Here is an 18,710-nt window from a genome sequence, read left to right as displayed (position 1 = left end):
AAATTCGGAGCAGATGCCTTTTGAGCGATTTTTCTCAATTCTGGTACTTTTTGTGCGCAGACAGAGCAACCTTATTTCTGATATTATAAACTGTGTACCCCGCAATAGAAAAATATGGCACATCAGGAGGTAATAAGGATGAATTGTTTCCAGATCATGGCTGTAAGAGTTGAACAGAGGGATACAGCAGCAGTCGAAGTCCAAAAGATCCTTACTGAATATGGATGCTCCATAAGGACCAGGCTCGGCCTCCATGACCAGGCTGATGACAAAACCTGCTCACCGTCAGGTATACTTATCCTCCAGCTGGCTTGCGGAGAAGAAGTTGCGGAAGGGCTCAACAAGAAGCTGAATGCCGTTTCAGGCGTAAAGGCAAAACTGGTAAATCTGTCCTAAAATTGTTTCAGGCAAAAATATCAGCCATTTAAAACCGGCGTGGTCTTTTAGACCGCGCCCTTATAATATTTTTTGCTTATGGCAAATAGCCCGGGCCAAAGCGAAGGGAGATCCTGTTCAGGATAATCTTCAAGCTTCTTGCCTGTTGCAGCCCTTAAGAAGTTTTCGACCCACCAGAATACATCCTGCCTTCTTATAGATTCCCTCATCGACCTCATCCTTATTTTTTTCTCATGCTCATCCATCGAAAAAGCACGATAGATGGAATCAGAAATGTCATTTACGTCGAATGGGTTGACCAACAGGGCTCCCCTGGAAAGCTGTAATGCGGCCCCAGCGAACTCACTCAGAATAAGGACACCACTCTCTTTCCCTTTACTTGCACAGTACTCTTTGCAAACAAGATTCATTCCGTCTTTAAGAGATGTAACAAGAGCGATATCTGAAGCCCTGTATATCGCATAGAGTTCTGATTCCGGAAGAGTGCCGTGGCGCCATATTATAGGGGTCCACCTCGTTGTGGAATATCTTCCGTTTATCTCGCTGATAAGAAGTTCAATTTCATGTTTCAGCTCTTTATACTCAGAAATGGTGTCCCTGCTTGGAACTACAAGCTGGTATAGAGTGATCCTCTCCCTGATATCGGGATAGGAGGCAAGGCATTTCTCAAACCCCCTGAGCTTCTCCGGTATCCCCTTTGAGTAATCCAGGCGGTCAACCCCAACGATGATCTTTTCTGCGTATATCTCTTCTCTGATTTGCCTTGCTCTATTTGCTACATTGGAGGCACTGCTAAGTGAAGAATAATATTTATAGTCTATGCTTATAGGTAAACTGCCCGTAAGAAAGGCTCTGTCGCCGATATTTACCTTGACAACATGTCCTCTGCCGTAGATCACAGCCTTAGGATAAAAGGTCCTTATGCAGTCAATAAAGTTTCTTCTGTCTCTCAATGTCTGAAAACAGACAAGCGAGTAACATGTTAGTTGGTGAAGTATTTCTTTCCGCCAAGGGAGTTTCATAAAAACATCCACGCTTGGAAAAGGTATATGAAGAAAGAAAGAGGAATTTAATTCTGGATTTTTCTCCAGCAGCATAGATCCCAGCGGAATTAACTGATAGTCATTCACCCATATGAAATCATTTTCTGAAGAGTGTCCAAGAACGACCTTTGCAAATTTTTCATTCGCGGCAATATAACCATCCCAATATGCCGGCAAGAAGTTGCAGCGTGACTGAAAATCATGGAAAAGGGGCCATAGAATGGAATTTGAAAAACCGTTGTAAAAGGTTTCTATGTCCTCTTTTGTCAACAGAATGGGCAAAAACCTATAGCCGGATTTTTTAGAGAGTGGACCCAAAATCTCCTTCATCGTAGAGATCTTAAGGTTATCGAATGCCCCGGGCCAGCCAATCCAGAAACCGCCCCTGTTTTTGAGGACAGGGTTAAGTGCGTTGACAAGTCCTCCGGAGGAAGATTTTGCTTCCCATTTTTTCTCTTTGCAGGCAAGGGTAACGGGCAGCCTGTTCGATACTACCAAAAACCGTCCTTTATTTTCTGACATGTCCGCTCCCTCCTTTTGGCGTTAGTTCATTGAGCCAGAAATCAAGGAAACTATCAACATCTTTCCTGGATATATACACTTTTGCAGCGCTCTCTTTTTCACCATTCGAAACCAGTACCCCCACACCTGACTTTATATTTCTGATTTCCCTAAATGCGTCTTCGTCTGTGGTATCATCTCCCAGATAACACAAAGGGCTGGCGTTCTGATAAATAATACTGATATCAGAGAGAGCGGTTCCTTTGGAAAAATAGGGCAGCATAAACTCAACCCCGCCATTGAAGGGCATCACCTTTAAAGAGTGCGCAGAGGCTTCAAAGAGCAGTTTGCCGGAGACCTCCATGTACATATCGAAGATTTCTGCCCTCTCTCTCCAATGAAGTGCTATCCCTGAAGGTTTTTTTTCAACTGATCCACGGGGAAAATAATCAAGCTGTGATGAAAAGTCGTCCAGCTTTTTAAGATCTTCTTCAGGTATGTATCCCCTTGTGGATCTGCCATATTTATCTATTCTTTCCATACCGTGGCAGCCCCATATTTCGAAGGGAAGCTCTATAAAATCATATATTTCTTCAGGTTTCCTGCCGGAAACAATAATTACCTCTCCCCCGGCTTCGCTTATTGACTTTAGAAGAGACCTGGTCTTTGGCGTAAGGAAGGCCTTCTCTCTTTCTCTTGCAAAAGGCGCCAGAGTCCCGTCATAATCACTCACAAGCAAAGGAGATGCTTTCTTATACGAGGAAAAAAACGAGCTATATTCTCCGGGTTCCAACCGGGTTGGAGCTATACCCATCTTTCCCACGTTCCCCCCTGCGCTTCCAGCGATATCAGCAAAGTCATGTATCTTCTGAGATGGCCGGTTATAAGGAAATTTTCAAGCACGTATTCCCTTGCGTTCCTTCCCATTTTTTCCATTTTCCATGGATGGGACAGCAGATAACGTGTCCTTATTGCGGCACCCTCAGGAGTCCTTACCCTAAACCCGTTGAATCGGTTGATCACCTGAAGCCTTATTCCCCCAACATTGCCGCCTATGACAGCTTTCTTCTTCCACATTGCTTCTGTTACAGTCAGTCCGAAGCCTTCCTTCAAAGATTTCTGCATAACAACATCTGCCCCGGTCTGGAGAGCATTTATCTCTCGATGAGAATCTGAAGGCAGCAGTAACACAGAAATATCTTCGTCTCCATCAACGGCTGCCCTGACCTCGTTCAATATTTCTGAAGCCTCAGGGTCATCGTCAGCTTCTCCGCCTGCCAGCACAAGCCTGACATCCACATGTTCCTTGATAATTCTGTAACTCTCGATCACACCAAGAGGATCCTTGAATTTATCAAATCTTGATACCTGAAGAATTATTGGTTTATCCATCGGTACCCCTAATTCTTCATATGTCTTCTCCACTTCTGATCTCTCAAGAGGGATATTTTTCTCGGCCAGAGGATCTATGCTCGGCGTTATCAGAAATTGAGGATGGGGCAGTTTCTGTGCAAAATCCGGCAATGAAAAGATAGAGGCATCGTATCCGGAGACTTGATTTTTGATAAATTGCCAGACCCATTTGTTTGGTGCGCTGACGTCTATATGGCATCTCCATATCCATTTGCCCTTCCTCTGCGGGAAGCTCTTGATAAGCGCTGCCGGCTGCGGATCATGTATAAATACGTAATCTGCATCCTGAAGAGCATCCTTCAGTCTTTCTGCGTTTCTTGCGTTTGTCTCTGCATAGATATCCATCTGCCGCCCAGAAAGCGTGCCGGGCATCCCCTGAAGAGTGTTATGCAGCATCTTTGTGCAGTTGAAGAAAGACTCGTCCCCTTCAATGACCTCCCAGGAGACATCAAGGCCAAGCTCCTTAGACAGGGGCACCATCGATGAAAGGATCTCAGCGACTCCCCCGCCTGCACGGGTAGAATTCACATGTACGATTTTTCTGTCTTTGAGCCTTGCTGCAATATTTACCAGGCTGTCCATAGCAGCCTCGCCGATAATTTCTGCATATCTATCTATCATTTCGGACATGAACATTTACCTCCTTTGCTGTTCTGCCAGTCGTCAAAGATCGAGAAGATCTGGCGCTGGAGTTCAGTGAGGGAGAAGAGGTATGAATCGACATTCTTTAATTTCTTTCTTAAATCTGCCGTTTCGTCAGAAAACTGCTCAAGCCAGATCGTGAAATCATCCTTGCAATCAGAGGATCTTCTTCTTCCGTCGATAAAGTGATAGAAAAAGCTCTCCCTGCTGGTATGTTTGACAGCAGCAGGAAAATCATCCAACGCTGATGTCTCCCTTCCTGTTTCAAACATAAGTTTTTTACAGGCAATGAAGTGAAAGTCCCGGTCTGACTTTTTCCAACTGAGAAAATCTTCATTTTCGAGCCGCTTTTCGAGAATATTCAAAATCACGGCTCTTATGTTGTCTAAATTTTGGAATTTGACTGGGTTTATTCCGCCCAATGCCTCTGCCAGCATGAAATCCCTAAGGCTGCTGTTGACCCATGATGCGAAGTCATTGTTGAATTCAGACTCTGAAATGTGGGGCCTCACCATACGTCCCCAGAAATGAAAGTAGATCGAGCTGTCCGGGACCTCTGTAAGGCCTGAATGAAGCTCACGAAGAGTTTGCGCCCTTATGCCCGTGGCAAGGGGCAATACCGCTGATTCCATAAATTTGAATGGTTTGATGTTAGAGCTAGTCATTTATCTTTTTCCTCCTTTAATTAATGCGCTCATCTCCCTCTAAATTTGGTAAATATCTAAGTAAGTATAACATAAAGTGAGCTAATCTTAAAATTATGCTCATTTTGTGATCTTTAATGTCCTAAAACGTGAAAATTATGAGACGATAAAAATATTGCCGCAGACCATATAAATATGGGATCTGCGGCAGCCTGCAGTCAACAAAATTAGATGAGTAACAGGGGAATGATCAATTCTTTTTTTGATAACTTGTCGGACCCTTTTCATAACCTACCTCTTTTAGCCACCAGGATGGATAAAAGAGGGGCTGTCCGACCTCTTCTTCAGTGTTCAGATAACCGTCGTTGTATTTGACGTAAAGATTTTCTGCGAGCATGTGCCAGGCATTAAGGACTTCTGCCGTATTCTTCTCACTATAATTAGTAAGCATTTTCTTCGCCTCATCTGTTTTTCCGTTCTTACAAAGTGCAAGTGCATTTGCCTCAATAAGGCTCTGAAGATTGAATACAGTATTCTCTAATCTCGCCCTTTCTTCCCTTATATCCTTGATCATGTAGGAATATTTTATGGTGCAGAAATTTGCGACAAAATTAAACGCGGACCAGACACTGTCCCGGCTGAGATCAAGAATATTTGCCTGCTGTATTTGTTTTGGAAGGTTTGTTGCACCTGAGTAAAACGGCATAAGCACATTTGTAGACGGCCTGTCCGGACCGTACCAGAGAAGACCTCCTATTGTATCAGGCAGCCAGCTTCTGGACTGGACAACATAAGAATATACGCAGCGGTAGATATCCAGAGGTCTTTCAAATTCTCCGACCAATGATGTGAGCTTTCCCTCAGTATCAGCAACTGATTCCGCATTTCCCTCGTACCTTGTGGGATTTCCGAAAGGCCCTGCTGCAAGACCTACTGTCAGATCAAATTCAGTACCTTCATAGTTGTCTCTGTGGATAGAAGCTATATCCTCTACAGAAACTTTTTTATCCGGTTTGACTGCAAATGGGTAATCTTTTGTCAAGCCATCCTTGACCCATGGTGAAAAATTCATCGACGGAGCAAGCAGGGACATTACCCTCCATACTCTTCGCAATGAATAATAAGGATGATGAAACTCTCCATCGCCGTAGACCTTTGTAAAATCAAGGGGGCCTTCAGATGGTTTCCACCATCCCTTCTGCTCAGCTATCTCGAATATATTTTTTGAAAAGATCAAATCCCTGTTTTTGGGGTCGATCTCCCTAATACGGAACTGGTTGGCGGCTACAAATATCTTTTCGTCTGGGACGCGCTGGGCGACCCAGACTCCCCCGGTTCCATTCATATCGTAACCAGCCATCTCCATTACCCAGCCTTCGTATGGATCACCGACAAGCAAGGTTTCACCGGTTCCGTAATAACCATACTTGTCGATCATTTCTCCCATAAGCATTACAGCTTCCCGGGCAGTCTTTGTTCTTTCCAAAGCAACCCTTGATAGTTCAGATGAATAAAATATCCTCTTCCCGGGTTCGGGTTCCGGATGTATTTTTGCTTTGTCTGTGCACTCACCTATCGTTAGCTGATGTTCGTTCATGATCCCATAGTTCGAATCGAAATAGGCATAAGTATGAGCGACCTGGGGAATAAACCCAAGCGGAATACTTACAGGAAGTCCCTTCTTGTCATACGCAGGCGCCCTGCCTTTTGTAATGAGCCTGTGGGTCTGTGTTCCACCCCACTCAGGCTTGAATCCTATAGATTCGTGTGAATAAAAGACTGGCCGCATTGAACCGGAAGCATGGTCCATAGCAGGAACATAGACAAGGCTGGCATCATGTAATCCGTCATCAGAATGCGATACCATTACAGATCCGTCGATCGTTGCGTCCTTTCCGGCTATAGTTGTTGTACAGGAGAAAGCGGGTACCGTGATCATTGTAAAAAGAATAAACAGTATTAAAAAACAAAGTTTTTTCATTGAATATTGACCTCCCATCTTAATATATATGATATTTTACTACCATAAAGCAATAAATAGTTGATCCAAAAATCTAAAAAAACACACTCCATCTAGTAAAAGGGACACCCGGAAGATCAGGGATGTCCCAAATTTAGTCTAATTTTCTTTTTTTTAGAAGAAAGAATTTGTTAGCGCTGTTTCTTTGAAAGCATCTCTCCGCCAACTCCGATATTGTCTTTGCTCATTTCGTTAAGAAGTACTATGTAAGCTGCTTCAGGAATTCCCATAATGCTGCTGGCAGTCTGCGTTAAAGACTTGATCAGTTTCTCTTTTGTCTCAACATTCATGGCTGCGCATTCTACTTTGATTACCGGCATAAAATTCACCTCCCGATCCAATGTTTTAAAGATTGCTATGAAAATTATAAGATAGTTTTATATAAAAATTGCAGAATGACCGTCTGCAAGTATGAGGATGGCTAATGAAAAAGATTTACATGTGATCATAAAAAAATCCCGGGTGCGTTTTATCATGCCCGGGATTTTTTCTGCAGACTGGGTATCATTTAATATCTGCATCATCATCATACGATCAAAGATATGCTACTTGTGTCTGTTGATAAAATCGTCGTACTCTTTTTGAGCCTTATCTTTTTCGTAGCCATACTTTGTCTGAAGGAAACCAAGAAGTTTTTCACTTTCTCCGTTGATCACCATCACATCATCATCCGTAAGTTTTCCCCATGTCTTTTTGACGTCTCCCTGGATCTCGTGCCATTTTCCTTTGAGAATATCTTCGTTCATGATTTATCCACCTAACCTTTCATTCAGCCGACCTTTAAAAGTTCAGCTAACTAATGTTTATATTATAGCATAAAATTAATTAAATTTAATAAAATATAAATAAGATTCAGAATTTTCGGAAATGTGGTATAATACACACAGAGGAGAAAATCCGATTTTGGAAAATTTGTTAATTTGACTTAGTTATCTGAACTTAAAAATCAATTTTATATATAATAAAAATTGATTTTCTGAAATCAGAACACATGATCGAATTAAAATAATATTTCCAAAAACAAAATTGATACGCAAAAAAATAATATTCGTTGAATTCTAATTTATTGCGTTATCAGTGCGCTTACTTTCTATTAACCTGTTTTCTGGATTTGCACGTTTTTTGATAAACAGAGGGAGCTTTTGTTCCCATTTTGAATGGAGGAATAATTATGGTAATTAATAAAAGATCAGGAATAAAGATTGCAATTACTTGCGTTGTTTTACTGACTGTTTGTATGTTCTCTGCGGTAGCGCAGGCTGACACTAAAAATGCAGGAGACTACAACGGAACATTTTTAGGCGAGTTTGATTATGGATGGTTTGCCTTGAATATTCAGCCTGACGGGATTATCACGGGTAACGGAAGATCTACTGAGCGAGACGTATATCTTGAGTATAGGGGTACATGCCAGCCTGACGGTACCTTGCAGTTTACGTCAACAGACGGATCACTCCGATTCACGGGGCATATTGACTGGATGAGCCGAATATTTGGTCGTTGGGAAAGGTTAGACGTATCAGCCAGCGGTTCTTTCACTGCTGTCAGCGCAAGATGGGCCCAGTAAGGACATAGCTGTACAAATTTGCTGCAGTTAGCGGCAGTTCGATTTGTATCGGCCATTTGATTTCGACCGATACAAATCTTTGAAATTGTAATATTTTAGCCCATTCAATTGTGTACAACTGGTTTGTTTATCTTGAGATCTGATACACATAGAAGCCTGCAGTAAATTAAGTTGACATTAAAAATTGAGAAACATTAAAAGGAGAACAATACTATGAAAAATACATTTTTAAGTTCAATAGCGGTGTTAATTGTAGCCGCCATGATTTCAGTTCCTTCGGCAGCCTTTGCGTTGACGCCCCAAGAACGGATCACATCATCTACAAATTCCGTTCAGGAAATATCTGCTCAGGAAGATGTCGAGACAATGGCGTACCTTGTAAAAAAGTCTTACGGAGTGGTAATTATTCCTAATTTTTACAAGGCTGCAATAGGTGTAGGAGGTTCATACGGAGAGGGTCTTGTCCTTAGGCATAATCCTGCTACTAACCGTTGGTACGGACCTAGTTTCATGAATATTACAGGAGCTTCTTACGGACTCCAGATCGGAGTCCAGTCGACAGCTCTGTTGCTGGTCATTACAAACGAAGCAGGTATGAAGCATTTTTATGGAGATACCGTCAAACTTGGCGCCAATGTTGATATTGCCGCCGGACCTGTTGGACGAAGCGCAGGAGCAGGTACTGATGTCAACCTTAAAGCTTCCATATACAGCTATTCGATCAGCAAGGGACTCTTTGCGGGGCTATCTCTCGGAGGTTCTGTAATGAGCACGGACGAAGCGGCAAATACTTCCTTCTGGGGTTCAAAATATAATTCCAGAACTATCCTGAAGAAACGTGCCACCAGCAATTCTGTTAAACCGTTACTGGCTGCACTTAACAAACTGTCACTCAAGTCAACAGACTAAATGGATCTTGCAGAAGTTGTGATGTTTTGCCTTCGGGCAAAACATCAAGATAGTAAGGGGTGAATTTAAATGCTAAGCACAGTAGCAATAATAATGTTAATTTTGTGGCTTTTGGGAATTGTAACATCAAACACAATGGGTGGTTTTATACACATTCTGTTTGTAATAGCAGTGGTCGTGCTATTGATCCGTTTAATTCAGGGACGACGAGTCCTATAGGAAAACTTTGGATCAGTGCCCAATTACTCTCAACAATGTACGCAATGTAAAAGGAAATACGAAATATCTGTCTCAGTATTGAAAGCAGCAGGTCATAGTGGCTTACGGCAGGCCACATGATCGAAAGGAGAGATCAACAAATGAGTTTTATAAAAATTGCAGCAATTGTTCTGATATTGGGCGGGATATTTTCATTGGCAAACAACGGATTCACATACACAAAGGATACTGAGTCCGCGAAAATCGGTCCGCTTCAAATATCAGTAGAAGAAAAAAAGAAGGTTAATATTCCGATGTGGGCAGGCGTTGGCATGATAGCTCTTGGCAGCGGAATCCTCTTTCTTGAGACCCGCAAGCAGTAAGTCGAAACAATTGGGTATTTGGCCATGAGTGAGAATACATTATACAGACAGATAAAAGATGAAATGAAGGAAAACGAGGAAGTACTTACAACGGTCTTTGAACAGACGTTGAAATGTATAGCTTTGATAGACCGGGTAACAGGCAACAAGTCCGATAAAGTGCCTAAATCATTGAATGCAGCAAGCAGGATAGTTAAAAAGGATGTATGAAATTTTTAATCAAAATTCTTTCAGAACAGCATGCAGTATTAAAATGCAAGAATAAAATGCAGTTGATCCAGTTTGATCCTCTCAAGGGTAACGCATTATGAGATCGATCTGACTGGATCTACTCTATCGCAGATATATATCGATTTATTATGACAGAGAGATGATATAATAACTGTGTGAAATATTACAAACAGTAGCACGATATTGCGGGGAGGTGGTACTTATTGGCGAAATTAAACATAATTGAAGGCATTGGCGGTTCATACGAAGAAAAATTAAATGAGGCAGGCGTAACTTCAATAGAAAAGCTGTTGGAAGAATGTTCCTCCAAAAGAGGCAGGACAAAGCTTGCTGAAAAGTCGGGAATAGCAGAGAAACTGATATTGAAATGGGCAAACCATGCAGATCTATTCCGCATCAAGGGTGTTGGCAGTGAATATGCCGAACTTCTTGAAGCCGCCGGTGTTGATACAGTTCCTGAACTTGCAAAGAGAAAAACCAATAACCTTGTTGCGAAAATGGCTGAAGTAAACCAGGCGATGAAACTTGTCAGAAGGGTTCCCACAACTAGGCAGGCAGGAGACTGGATTGATCAGGCAGGCAAATTGCCGAAAGTGATCAAGTACTGATCTCCGAAAACGGTCAGCTCAGGTGAAGTAAGCAGTGATCACTGAGAGTTTTTCTAAGATGAAAGGAGAGATGATCATGGCTATTGTAAAGATAATCGAAGTTCTTGCTGAATCGAGCGAGAGCTGGGAGGCAGCGGCACAGGCAGCTGTAACAGAAGCTGCGAAGACGGTCCACAATATCGAAAACGTCTACATTAAACATATGCAGGCGATAGTTGAGGGAGACAAAATCACGAAGTACCGCGTCAATGCAAAGATCTCCTTTGTCGTAAAGGGCTAAGGGCAATAAATATTTATCAAATATCTAAAGCAAAGGCCGCCGGTCTCACAACGGCGGTCTTTGCTTTAGGAAAAAGAATAAAACTATTTAATCTAATTTTCCTTTTTCATGGTCAATGACAAAATTAGCAAACCCTTTAAAGGTATAGTCCTGTTTCCTGTCCATGTTCGGCTCAATTTTACGGTAGAAGCATACAGGTATCTCATTTTCCACCAGGCATTTTGCAATACACGGCGTGCATCCATGCGGATGGTTTACGGGGTTGCAGCGGCATTCATGGTCAACACATGTACAGAACGGTACCTTCATAACATTAACCTCCTTGTTCTTATTATTTAAAAGCTGTATATCGGATTCACCATAATTATCGTATAGTAAAAACATCTATAGATATAATATCATAGCTTAATCAATATTAAATGCAAAACTCTTAAAGTGTGCCACGGTAAATTGTACAAGTTCATTACTCAAACAACAGAAGGAACATTTCATATAGAAACGAAAAAGGTCTCTCCTTGTTCAGAGAGACCCTATTCTTTGTGCAAAAAGTTTGGTACCGCGGTTATTGTTTTACTGTTTTTTGATCATTTCTAACGCCGTATTCTCATCAAGCGGTCTTGCAAAGAGATACCCCTGGAAACTGTCACACCCGTTGTTAGCCAGATATTCTTTTTGTATTTCATGTTCTACGCCCTCTGCTATTACCCAATGGCCCATCTTGTGCGCCATAGATATTACTTCAGCGGTTATTGCATTGTCAGGATGCAGTTCCAGGAGCTTGTCAATAAAATATTTGTCGATCTTAAGACAGTCGACATTCAACTCCTGTTCTCTTGCAAGAGATGAATATCCGGTTCCAAAGTCGTCTATTGCGATCTTGATCCCCGAGTTTCTCAACTCGCCAAGTATTTTGTTAATATCCTCATAATTTGAAGAAAATACCGACTCGGTGATCTCAATAATAATATTTTCTGGATTAACGTGCATCTCATTTATCATATTAAGCAAATCAACAGTGAAATTATTCGCCAGCACCTGAATAGCAGATACATTGACAGAAACGTCGATGTTGCTGTATCCGATTTCCTTGAGCCTGTTAAGGAAACGGAAGGACTGCATAAAAACGATTCGGCCAATTGGGACAATGAGTTTTGTCTTCTCTGCTATAGGAATAAATTCAAGGGGAGGAACACAACCTAACTTTTCACTTTTCAATCTGGCCAAAGCCTCGAAACCGCTGATCTTGTTTGATTTGAGGTCAACGATAGGCTGATACTGAAGGAATAATACTTCATTATTTTCAGACACAGCGATTTGGGCAAGTTCACGCTTTATATCCTGTTCGCGGATTATTTCATTTTCCATTTCAGTGTCGTAAAAACAGGCGCTAAAATCTTTCTCGTGAATGATCTTTGCTTTTTCAGATGCTATCAGAAGTCTTTTCAAGAGTTCATCTGCTTCAAGCCTATTGTCATAGTCTATTTCAACGATACCTAGCCTGCCGCTGATCCTTTCAGCCGAAAGTAAAGATTCCAGTGTGTTTGCAAGAGTTTCTGCAAACACAATCAAATCGTCTCTGTTTTTATAACCTTTTAGGTAGAAAACAAATCGATTCTCGTATGTATAGAATAACAGGCGTTTGTCCGTGCAGTATTTACTGATCACACCTGCTGTCCTTGTGATCAATTCCTGAGTGTAATGGAATCCAAATGCGGTAGTAATTGATTGAGCAGCACTCAAATCTATTCCAATCAGGGCTTTTTTCTCTTCAGTTAGCTCTTTGGTATCCCTGTCGAGGAGATTTTCCAGATAATATCTGTTGAATAGTCCGGTCCATCTGTCATGTTCATTATTATATCTGAGTATATTTTCGACTTCTTTTCTGTCGGAGATGTCTATGATAATTCCTTCAAGAGCCTCTACTTCACCATTATCATCAAATATGCCTTCTGCAAGCTCAAGGACCCATTTTCGTTTTCCTTCAGCTGTTATGATCTCGTATTCATGTTTAAATGACAGCCTCTCAGCAAGGGTAAGCTCCCATTCGATACAGAGAGGTTCACGGTATTCTGGTGTGATGATATCGTTGAAAGAGAGATCTCTGTTATTCAAAAGGTTTTCCGGAGCGTATCCTGTCAATTCAGTGCAGCCGTCAGAAATATATTTCATGGTCCAGTCGCGGTCATAGTTGCACCTGTATGCCATTCCGGGAAGGTGTGAAAGAAGCACGGATTTGCTTCTTTCGCTTTCTTTGAGCGACTCCTCCGCTGCTTTGCGTGCAGAGATGTCCTCAAGGAGGCACAAGTGAAAAGCACCCATGTCAGGATTGCCCAACAAAGGAGATATCTTCATATTTGTCCAAACTGTTGATCCGTCTGGCCTAATAAAACGTTTTTCGATGGTGTAGCCGTTGGTTTTTCTCTCTTTGAATTGTTCATATTTTTCAATATTAAGTTTGAGGTCTTCGGGATAAGTGATATCTTCCCAATTAATTTTCAACAACTCGTTGCTCGTCCAGCCTGTGATCTGTTCGAACATAGGATTTGCATTCATCTGTCCATATTCTGACTGTGATACATACCTGTTTTTATCAGCAATTGCGATGCCTATTGGAGCCTGTTCGAAGACGCTTCGATAGAGAGCCTCATTAAATGCCATCTTCTTGCTGAGTTCTTTAAGAGTAGAATTCTGTCTCCAGGTGCGAAGCAACGCAATGAAAAGCATAAGAAGGGTCATAATGATCACAACATCCGGGACCATACGTTCCCATACTCGTGAATTCCACTCAGACGCTGAATAATCGAGCCCGAGGACGGCAATGACTCTCCCGTCAGACGTGTCTTTTATTGGTACAAGAGCGCTGATCCATGTCCCCCATCTGTCAGTTGTCGGTTCAGTAAGAACTGTTTTGCCGGTCTTGAAAGGCAGCCAGTCCGTATCACTGGCTTCTTCATATATCTGTCCGGGCGGCGAGTAGTCCGGTGAATCAGGTGATTCTGAATCTATTAGAAATATCATACTTCCGTTTCGTTCACCAAAAATGTAAGCGAAGCGGATTGGATTATTTGTCTCAACAAGCCTTTTCAGGCTAAGCTGTGTCATAACATATGCAGGTTTATTCAGGTCTTCTTTAGTTCCGGACAGTTCTGTTATATGCTCGGGATGAAGAAGTGACTCCATCGATTGTGCAAGCATGACTGCTTCAGAGGAGGCAATATCGTTGTATCTGTTCCAGGCAAAACGCAGATGAAGAGCAATGATAGATATAACTATCAGAGTGAGTAAGGTCGAATTTATCTTTGCTTTCTTCGTATCCATCCCAATATTGGAAGATGGGTCCTTAGTCTCATTGTTATCTGCTGTCATAAAGGGCTCCTCTTTCTTTTCAGCTGCACTCTTGTGAAAATAATTAATGTCTGAAGACAATGCGCTTTTTTATAGCTTTTCAGTTTAGTACTTAAAGATTTTTTAAAAAAACACATTGCGACTAAATTATTATGACCAGTTGATCATGTTTCTGAGATTCTGGCATCAATATTTTAACTGGTTAACTTCTAAATCGTCTATAAGCAATTTTATATTCTTTCCGAAAAAAGATAGCTTTCAGTCTCGGAATCGAAACCATTGTGAAAAGAAAGAAAAGGGTGATTACTTTAATAATAACCTTAAGAATGAAATGTGCTTAAGTTAACTTTATCGCGCGGGTTTGAAAATAAACAGGACGCTGATGAACGCGGCAAAGCCGATCAGCCCAAACATCCACTGGGGATCGGGGTATATGTACAGAACGACACGCAATCCGCTCCCCCATAAAAAAAGGCAGAAGGAGGTGATAAGGAGGATCGCCCACTTGGTCAAAACGTTCTCTTTCGCAAACAGGTAATATTTTAGAGGCAATACATTTTTGAAGAGGACATATAATCCGAAAATGATAATTGTATTCCCTACAATAAAGATCATCCACGGGGAAAGCCCCAGCCCCCGGCTGAGATGTCCCGTATCTCCTCCTGTGGCGAATGACCTCATCGTTATATAAGCTATCAGTTCCATAAAATTAGCCACTGTAAACCAGTACAGAACGTGGAAAAGCATCTTTTTGCCTTTCATAAATCCTGTTTGGAGAAACCAAAGGCCAAAAGCGACAATGATACTGTGAACAAGCAGAGGGCCGGCTCCTATGATCGCTTCAGTTATGTTGTTTGCTGACGGGAACAGACTGTGATAATGAACTCCTTCATCCCAGCCTGTCATAGTTAAGAAATTACCCCAGATTATGTTGCGAGGACTCATAATATCTCCAAAGAACCATGCTACAGTACTGTGCGTGAATTCGTGCATAACGACGACCGTTGACTGGAGAACGATGAATGTAACTATTACGATAAACACATACACGGAAGTTTCTTTAATGCGCTCACCATTCATCACGGCATTCCCTCCCCTGAATGATACCGGCTGTTGAGGCATTACAATGATAAAGCTCACGAACCAGTTCAGTCAAACAACAGGCGATAATTACTCTAATAGAGGCAATTATCGTTGTGCTGACTTTTCTTGATGCAATTACGGCAGATGGAAGGCCCCAGTACCCGCCCTAGATCTTTATGAAGCAAAGAGCCGTGTTTGCCCAGTGGCGGGCGGATAAGCTTGAGGGATAATAAAAACTACAGGGCTTGGACAAATCCAAGCCCTGTAGTTTTACAGCAGATATAACCACTGGTATCCTTGAAAAGGTTTTGTAATTACTTTATGATTCCTATCTCTTTATAGTATTTCGCTGCTCCGGGGTGGAGGGGGATCCTAATATCCTTTATCTTTGCCGCATCCATGGCGGCCATCCTTGCGCTGATTACTACCAGGTCTTTTTTATTCTCGAAAAGTGTTTTGGTCATCATATATGCTGCTTCGTTGCTGACCTTCTCATGAGCTGCAAGGATGTTAGGACTGCTGAAGGTTTTAACATCTTTTTCCTGACCCTTGTAGCTTCCCGCGGGTATTGTCATCTTTGCAAAATATGGCGTGGTCTTGATCATTTTTCCAACCAGATCGTCGGATATGTCAATTAACTCAACAATGCCAAGGGTCATGGGTTCTACAACGCTTGCGATACCTATAGCTCCTACGGTCACAGCGGCGTCAATATGTTTGTCCATAAAAGCTGAAACAGACTCAGCATGTCCAAGATATTCAAGTTTCATGTCTTTAGCCGGATCAAGCCCTGCGTGTTTAAAAAGGGTTTCCGATGTCATAGATACACTTCCGCCAACAGCTCCTACAGACACCCTTTTTCCTTTAAGATCTTCGATTTTTTTTATTCCGCTTCCCTTAAGCACGACTATATGTACTGCCTCGGGATAAAGAGGAACGAGCGCCCGCATAAATTTTTTAGGCTGATCTTTATAACTGGCCAATCCGTTGTATGCGTCATAGTATAGACCGTCAGCAAAAATAACTTCCGCATCGCCCACTTCCATAAGCTGGATGTTGTTGCGGGTGCCCCCGCTGGCCTGTGCTGAAGCCTTGAGGTCCGGTATGTTGTCGCTCCAGATTTTTGCTATACCTGAACCTACAGGATAATATGTTCCCCCGGTCGGTCCCGTACCTATGTTTACGTATTCCTGGGCCATTGACGGAAGTGCGAATAATGTGACCATAAGTGATACTGCAAGAACCATTACTGAAAATCTTCTCTTGTTCAAAACATTCACTCCTTATTTTATTTCATCAGGTTGCAGGCAAACAAAAAAACAGCGCAGCTATTTAAATGCTTTAAGGGATACTTAACAGACAAATTCCTTTGTCTTCCCCTCTGACCATATAAATATTTTCAATACTCAGTCTGAGTGAAAGAGCTGATGGGATGCCCGACGGTTATACGCACGACGTGTGTAAGAATCCTTTCACTCTGTCAAAATCCCATTATGATCATAGGACCGCCCCCCTTCTTTGACACGTCCATCTGTTCTTTCGCTGCTATCAGTGCAGCACCGATCGCACCGGAGAACTGTGCCAGTTGCGATGTGAGCACAGGCCGGCCAAGGTGCTTCGATATAAGTGATCCAAGTTTTCTATTCAGAGCAGGTCCGCCTGTAAGTACCACAGGTCCTCTGTCTGCAATGCGAAGGACCATTCCTGCGGCTCTTGACGCAATTGAATCAAGAAGACCAAGGGCAATACTTTCTTTTGGCACACCCTTTGACAGTAGGCTTATCACCTCTGACTCGGCAAAGACTGTACACATGCTTGATATTGTCTGGATCTCAGTTTCCGGAGGTATATCGGAAAAATCCTTAAGGTCATAGCCCAACAGAACTGCCATATTACTGATAAATCGTCCTGTTCCGGCGGCACACTTGTCGTTCATCAAAAAATCCGTAACTTTACCGTCGTGATCAAGCGTTATTACCTTAACGTCCTGTCCGCCAATATCCAGCACCGTCTCCGCTCCCTTTACCAAATGAAAGGCTCCCGCAGCGTGACAGGTTATCTCAGTTACAGATCTTCCGGCAAAACGGCACATCTTCCTTCCGTAACCGGTAGCAACAACTTGATGCAGATCCTCCATTTTCAGGGAAGATCTGTCTAACAGGACTTGAATTACAGTCTCCGATGTCTCGCTGATTTCCCATCCTGTAGGCTGGCTCCATACTTCAAAAGAGAATCCATCCCAGAGGGCGGCTTTTATGTTTGAAGACCCGATGTCTATTCCGGCGGTATACATCAGAGCATCTCTATGAAGGCGCCAAACCTTGTGGCAAGCTGACCTGTGTCGCCCTGAGAATAGTCGGTTTCTACAGACATATACGGGATGCCCGATTTATTTAGGTATTCGCGGACGGAATGGCTTTCAACAGAGTACGTGTGGCATGCCTGGAGAATGACATCGATTACACCGTCAACCCTGTATTCCTTTGCGTATTTTTTGATGAGTTCAAGCCTTTTTGTGTTGGGTGACATCACAGAACAGGGAATGTTGAGGTACTTTTCTGCGATAGCGTCTATTGGGGCTGATTTTTCGTCCACAAGACATGAAGAACATTTAAGGTTGCCGCAGTTTTCATATCCGACTACTACTCCGTCGGTTTCCTTCGATTCGATAGCGTCTACGACCTTTTCAAGCGACTTCCCCATTGGACATCCGGTTATTAGGATACGTTTCGCAAAAGGATCGATCCGTCTTTCTCCGGAAGCATGATTTTCTTTAAGCTTCACAGTCAGATCTCTTATAATTGTTATTGTTTTTTCGTAATCAAAGGAAAACTTAAGGTAATCAGATCCCAGCATGATCTCTTTGCCCGTAAGGACCGGCGATGGTAGAGAGGCAAGGCTGTAAAATTCCATCATCGCACTGTGGATCTTATTGCGCAGTTTTATAGATGCAGAAAGCTTTTCGTTGGTGATTTCCACCTTAAATTTTGATTCAAGAAATTTTTTCAGGAGGAGTATCTCATCTTTCCACAATTTCATACTGTTGATACCGTTCACTGTTTGCGGCAGCTGCATTACATAAGTATCTTTTATTTCTCCCAGATATTCATACATCTTTTTTTTGCCATCGCAGGTTGTTTCACCAAGAACCATGTCACAAAAATGAAAGTAAGGACATGTATCTGTAAGTGCATACCCATAACTGGACTTGATGAGCGGACAAAGGTTCCTTGGAAGGTGTTTCTCTGCCTCTCCAATCGGTTTCTCGCTTGTACTGCACAGAGAGACCGGAACTCCGCCGGCTGCATTGATCAGCTCCCATGGTGTGAAAGTACAATACGTTCCTATTATAGGAATGCCTTTCTCGCTTATCTCCTTTATACGGACAGGTCCCATTGCAACTTCTTCTCTCATCACTTCAAAGATTGGTCCGATCTCGTGCATTTC

At 42.4% G+C, this 18,710-nt stretch carries 20 protein-coding genes; 7 read left to right on the top strand and 13 right to left on the bottom strand.

The window, feature by feature from the left end; translation table 11 throughout:
* Window positions 1–138: 138 nt before the first annotated feature.
* Window positions 139–396: a hypothetical protein gene (locus CVV54_00470; GenBank protein ID PKL05335.1), complete on the top strand. Its 258-nt coding sequence runs from the start codon at window positions 139–141 to the stop codon at window positions 394–396.
* Window positions 397–443: 47 nt separating this feature from the next.
* On the opposite strand, the gene CVV54_00465 is transcribed toward CVV54_00470, so the two are convergent.
* From CVV54_00465 to CVV54_00435, 7 genes are all read right to left on the bottom strand, one after another.
* Complete coding sequence (locus CVV54_00465) at window positions 444–1,961, bottom strand: trehalose-6-phosphate synthase (protein PKL05334.1); 1,518 nt, start codon at window positions 1,959–1,961, stop codon at window positions 444–446.
* Window positions 1,948–2,754, bottom strand: a complete 807-nt coding sequence (gene otsB / locus CVV54_00460; protein ID PKL05333.1) for a trehalose-phosphatase — start codon at window positions 2,752–2,754, stop codon at window positions 1,948–1,950. The genes CVV54_00465 and otsB overlap by 14 nt, the downstream gene beginning before the upstream one ends.
* A complete protein-coding gene (locus CVV54_00455; GenBank protein ID PKL05332.1) occupies window positions 2,745–3,983 on the bottom strand; it encodes a glycosyl transferase family 1 in 1,239 nt (412 codons plus the stop codon). Before CVV54_00455 ends, otsB begins: the two co-directional genes overlap by 10 nt.
* Complete coding sequence (locus CVV54_00450) at window positions 3,971–4,660, bottom strand: hypothetical protein (protein ID PKL05331.1); 690 nt, start codon at window positions 4,658–4,660, stop codon at window positions 3,971–3,973. The genes CVV54_00455 and CVV54_00450 overlap by 13 nt, the downstream gene beginning before the upstream one ends.
* A gap of 229 nt (window positions 4,661–4,889) precedes the next feature.
* Window positions 4,890–6,620 carry a dipeptidase gene (locus CVV54_00445; protein PKL05330.1) on the bottom strand — a complete coding sequence of 577 codons (1,731 nt, stop codon included), beginning with the start codon at window positions 6,618–6,620 and terminating at the stop codon, window positions 4,890–4,892.
* 170 nt (window positions 6,621–6,790) lie between these two features.
* Window positions 6,791–6,979, bottom strand: a complete 189-nt coding sequence (locus CVV54_00440) for a 4-oxalocrotonate tautomerase (protein PKL05329.1) — start codon at window positions 6,977–6,979, stop codon at window positions 6,791–6,793.
* A 225-nt stretch (window positions 6,980–7,204) separates the two neighbouring features.
* A complete protein-coding gene (locus tag CVV54_00435; GenBank protein PKL05328.1) occupies window positions 7,205–7,405 on the bottom strand; it encodes a CsbD family protein in 201 nt (66 codons plus the stop codon).
* A gap of 425 nt (window positions 7,406–7,830) precedes the next feature.
* Here CVV54_00435 and CVV54_00430 point away from each other — a divergent pair, with 425 nt between their 5' ends.
* From CVV54_00430 to CVV54_00405, 6 genes are all read left to right on the top strand, one after another.
* Complete coding sequence (locus CVV54_00430; GenBank protein PKL05327.1) at window positions 7,831–8,226, top strand: hypothetical protein; 396 nt, start codon at window positions 7,831–7,833, stop codon at window positions 8,224–8,226.
* Window positions 8,227–8,439: 213 nt separating this feature from the next.
* Complete coding sequence (locus tag CVV54_00425; protein ID PKL05326.1) at window positions 8,440–9,135, top strand: hypothetical protein; 696 nt, start codon at window positions 8,440–8,442, stop codon at window positions 9,133–9,135.
* 359 nt (window positions 9,136–9,494) lie between these two features.
* On the top strand, window positions 9,495–9,716 hold the full coding sequence (locus CVV54_00420) for a hypothetical protein (protein PKL05325.1): 222 nt from the start codon (window positions 9,495–9,497) through the stop codon (window positions 9,714–9,716).
* A gap of 24 nt (window positions 9,717–9,740) precedes the next feature.
* Window positions 9,741–9,926 carry a hypothetical protein gene (locus CVV54_00415; GenBank protein ID PKL05324.1) on the top strand — a complete coding sequence of 62 codons (186 nt, stop codon included), beginning with the start codon at window positions 9,741–9,743 and terminating at the stop codon, window positions 9,924–9,926.
* A gap of 224 nt (window positions 9,927–10,150) precedes the next feature.
* On the top strand, window positions 10,151–10,555 hold the full coding sequence (locus tag CVV54_00410; protein PKL05323.1) for a DUF4332 domain-containing protein: 405 nt from the start codon (window positions 10,151–10,153) through the stop codon (window positions 10,553–10,555).
* Between the two features lie 76 nt (window positions 10,556–10,631).
* Entirely contained in the window at window positions 10,632–10,835 is a 204-nt protein-coding gene (locus CVV54_00405; GenBank protein PKL05608.1) for a dodecin domain-containing protein, read from the top strand.
* An 87-nt stretch (window positions 10,836–10,922) separates the two neighbouring features.
* Here CVV54_00405 and CVV54_00400 read toward each other — a convergent pair whose 3' ends face one another.
* The 6 genes from CVV54_00400 to CVV54_00375 all read right to left on the bottom strand — a co-directional run bounded on the left by CVV54_00400 (window position 10,923) and on the right by CVV54_00375 (window position 18,707).
* On the bottom strand, window positions 10,923–11,144 hold the full coding sequence (locus CVV54_00400; GenBank protein PKL05322.1) for a hypothetical protein: 222 nt from the start codon (window positions 11,142–11,144) through the stop codon (window positions 10,923–10,925).
* A gap of 261 nt (window positions 11,145–11,405) precedes the next feature.
* Window positions 11,406–14,201, bottom strand: coding sequence for a sensor domain-containing phosphodiesterase (locus CVV54_00395; GenBank protein ID PKL05321.1), 2,796 nt, complete (start codon window positions 14,199–14,201; stop codon window positions 11,406–11,408).
* A gap of 327 nt (window positions 14,202–14,528) precedes the next feature.
* A complete protein-coding gene (locus CVV54_00390) occupies window positions 14,529–15,260 on the bottom strand; it encodes a hypothetical protein (protein PKL05320.1) in 732 nt (243 codons plus the stop codon).
* A gap of 317 nt (window positions 15,261–15,577) precedes the next feature.
* Window positions 15,578–16,510, bottom strand: coding sequence for a C4-dicarboxylate ABC transporter substrate-binding protein (locus tag CVV54_00385; GenBank protein PKL05607.1), 933 nt, complete (start codon window positions 16,508–16,510; stop codon window positions 15,578–15,580).
* A gap of 233 nt (window positions 16,511–16,743) precedes the next feature.
* Window positions 16,744–17,556 (bottom strand): 2-hydroxyglutaryl-CoA dehydratase, encoded by an 813-nt coding sequence (locus CVV54_00380; GenBank protein PKL05319.1) that lies wholly within the window; start codon window positions 17,554–17,556, stop codon window positions 16,744–16,746.
* Window positions 17,556–18,707, bottom strand: a complete 1,152-nt coding sequence (locus tag CVV54_00375) for a hypothetical protein (GenBank protein ID PKL05318.1) — start codon at window positions 18,705–18,707, stop codon at window positions 17,556–17,558. The genes CVV54_00380 and CVV54_00375 overlap by 1 nt, the downstream gene beginning before the upstream one ends.
* Window positions 18,708–18,710: the final 3 nt, after the last annotated feature.

Source organism: Synergistetes bacterium HGW-Synergistetes-1 (assembly GCA_002839185.1).
GTDB lineage: Bacteria > Synergistota > Synergistia > Synergistales > Synergistaceae > Caenicola.
This window is presented reverse-complemented; position numbering and strand designations above follow the sequence as displayed.

What these genes read in the sequence shown, in the direction of transcription:
- CVV54_00470 (PKL05335.1), top strand. Translation starts at nt 139, where the DNA reads ATGAATTGTTTCCAGATCATGGCTGTAAGAGTTGAACAGAGGGATACA.
- CVV54_00465 (PKL05334.1), bottom strand. Translation starts at nt 1,961, where the DNA reads ATGTCAGAAAATAAAGGACGGTTTTTGGTAGTATCGAACAGGCTGCCC.
- otsB (PKL05333.1), bottom strand. Translation starts at nt 2,754, where the DNA reads ATGGGTATAGCTCCAACCCGGTTGGAACCCGGAGAATATAGCTCGTTT.
- CVV54_00455 (PKL05332.1), bottom strand. Translation starts at nt 3,983, where the DNA reads ATGTCCGAAATGATAGATAGATATGCAGAAATTATCGGCGAGGCTGCT.
- CVV54_00450 (PKL05331.1), bottom strand. Translation starts at nt 4,660, where the DNA reads ATGACTAGCTCTAACATCAAACCATTCAAATTTATGGAATCAGCGGTA.
- CVV54_00445 (PKL05330.1), bottom strand. Translation starts at nt 6,620, where the DNA reads ATGAAAAAACTTTGTTTTTTAATACTGTTTATTCTTTTTACAATGATC.
- CVV54_00440 (PKL05329.1), bottom strand. Translation starts at nt 6,979, where the DNA reads ATGCCGGTAATCAAAGTAGAATGCGCAGCCATGAATGTTGAGACAAAA.
- CVV54_00435 (PKL05328.1), bottom strand. Translation starts at nt 7,405, where the DNA reads ATGAACGAAGATATTCTCAAAGGAAAATGGCACGAGATCCAGGGAGAC.
- CVV54_00430 (PKL05327.1), top strand. Translation starts at nt 7,831, where the DNA reads ATGGTAATTAATAAAAGATCAGGAATAAAGATTGCAATTACTTGCGTT.
- CVV54_00425 (PKL05326.1), top strand. Translation starts at nt 8,440, where the DNA reads ATGAAAAATACATTTTTAAGTTCAATAGCGGTGTTAATTGTAGCCGCC.
- CVV54_00420 (PKL05325.1), top strand. Translation starts at nt 9,495, where the DNA reads ATGAGTTTTATAAAAATTGCAGCAATTGTTCTGATATTGGGCGGGATA.
- CVV54_00415 (PKL05324.1), top strand. Translation starts at nt 9,741, where the DNA reads ATGAGTGAGAATACATTATACAGACAGATAAAAGATGAAATGAAGGAA.
- CVV54_00405 (PKL05608.1), top strand. Translation starts at nt 10,632, where the DNA reads ATGGCTATTGTAAAGATAATCGAAGTTCTTGCTGAATCGAGCGAGAGC.
- CVV54_00400 (PKL05322.1), bottom strand. Translation starts at nt 11,144, where the DNA reads ATGAAGGTACCGTTCTGTACATGTGTTGACCATGAATGCCGCTGCAAC.
- CVV54_00395 (PKL05321.1), bottom strand. Translation starts at nt 14,201, where the DNA reads ATGACAGCAGATAACAATGAGACTAAGGACCCATCTTCCAATATTGGG.
- CVV54_00390 (PKL05320.1), bottom strand. Translation starts at nt 15,260, where the DNA reads ATGAATGGTGAGCGCATTAAAGAAACTTCCGTGTATGTGTTTATCGTA.
- CVV54_00385 (PKL05607.1), bottom strand. Translation starts at nt 16,510, where the DNA reads ATGGTTCTTGCAGTATCACTTATGGTCACATTATTCGCACTTCCGTCA.
- CVV54_00380 (PKL05319.1), bottom strand. Translation starts at nt 17,556, where the DNA reads ATGTATACCGCCGGAATAGACATCGGGTCTTCAAACATAAAAGCCGCC.
- CVV54_00375 (PKL05318.1), bottom strand. Translation starts at nt 18,707, where the DNA reads ATGCACGAGATCGGACCAATCTTTGAAGTGATGAGAGAAGAAGTTGCA.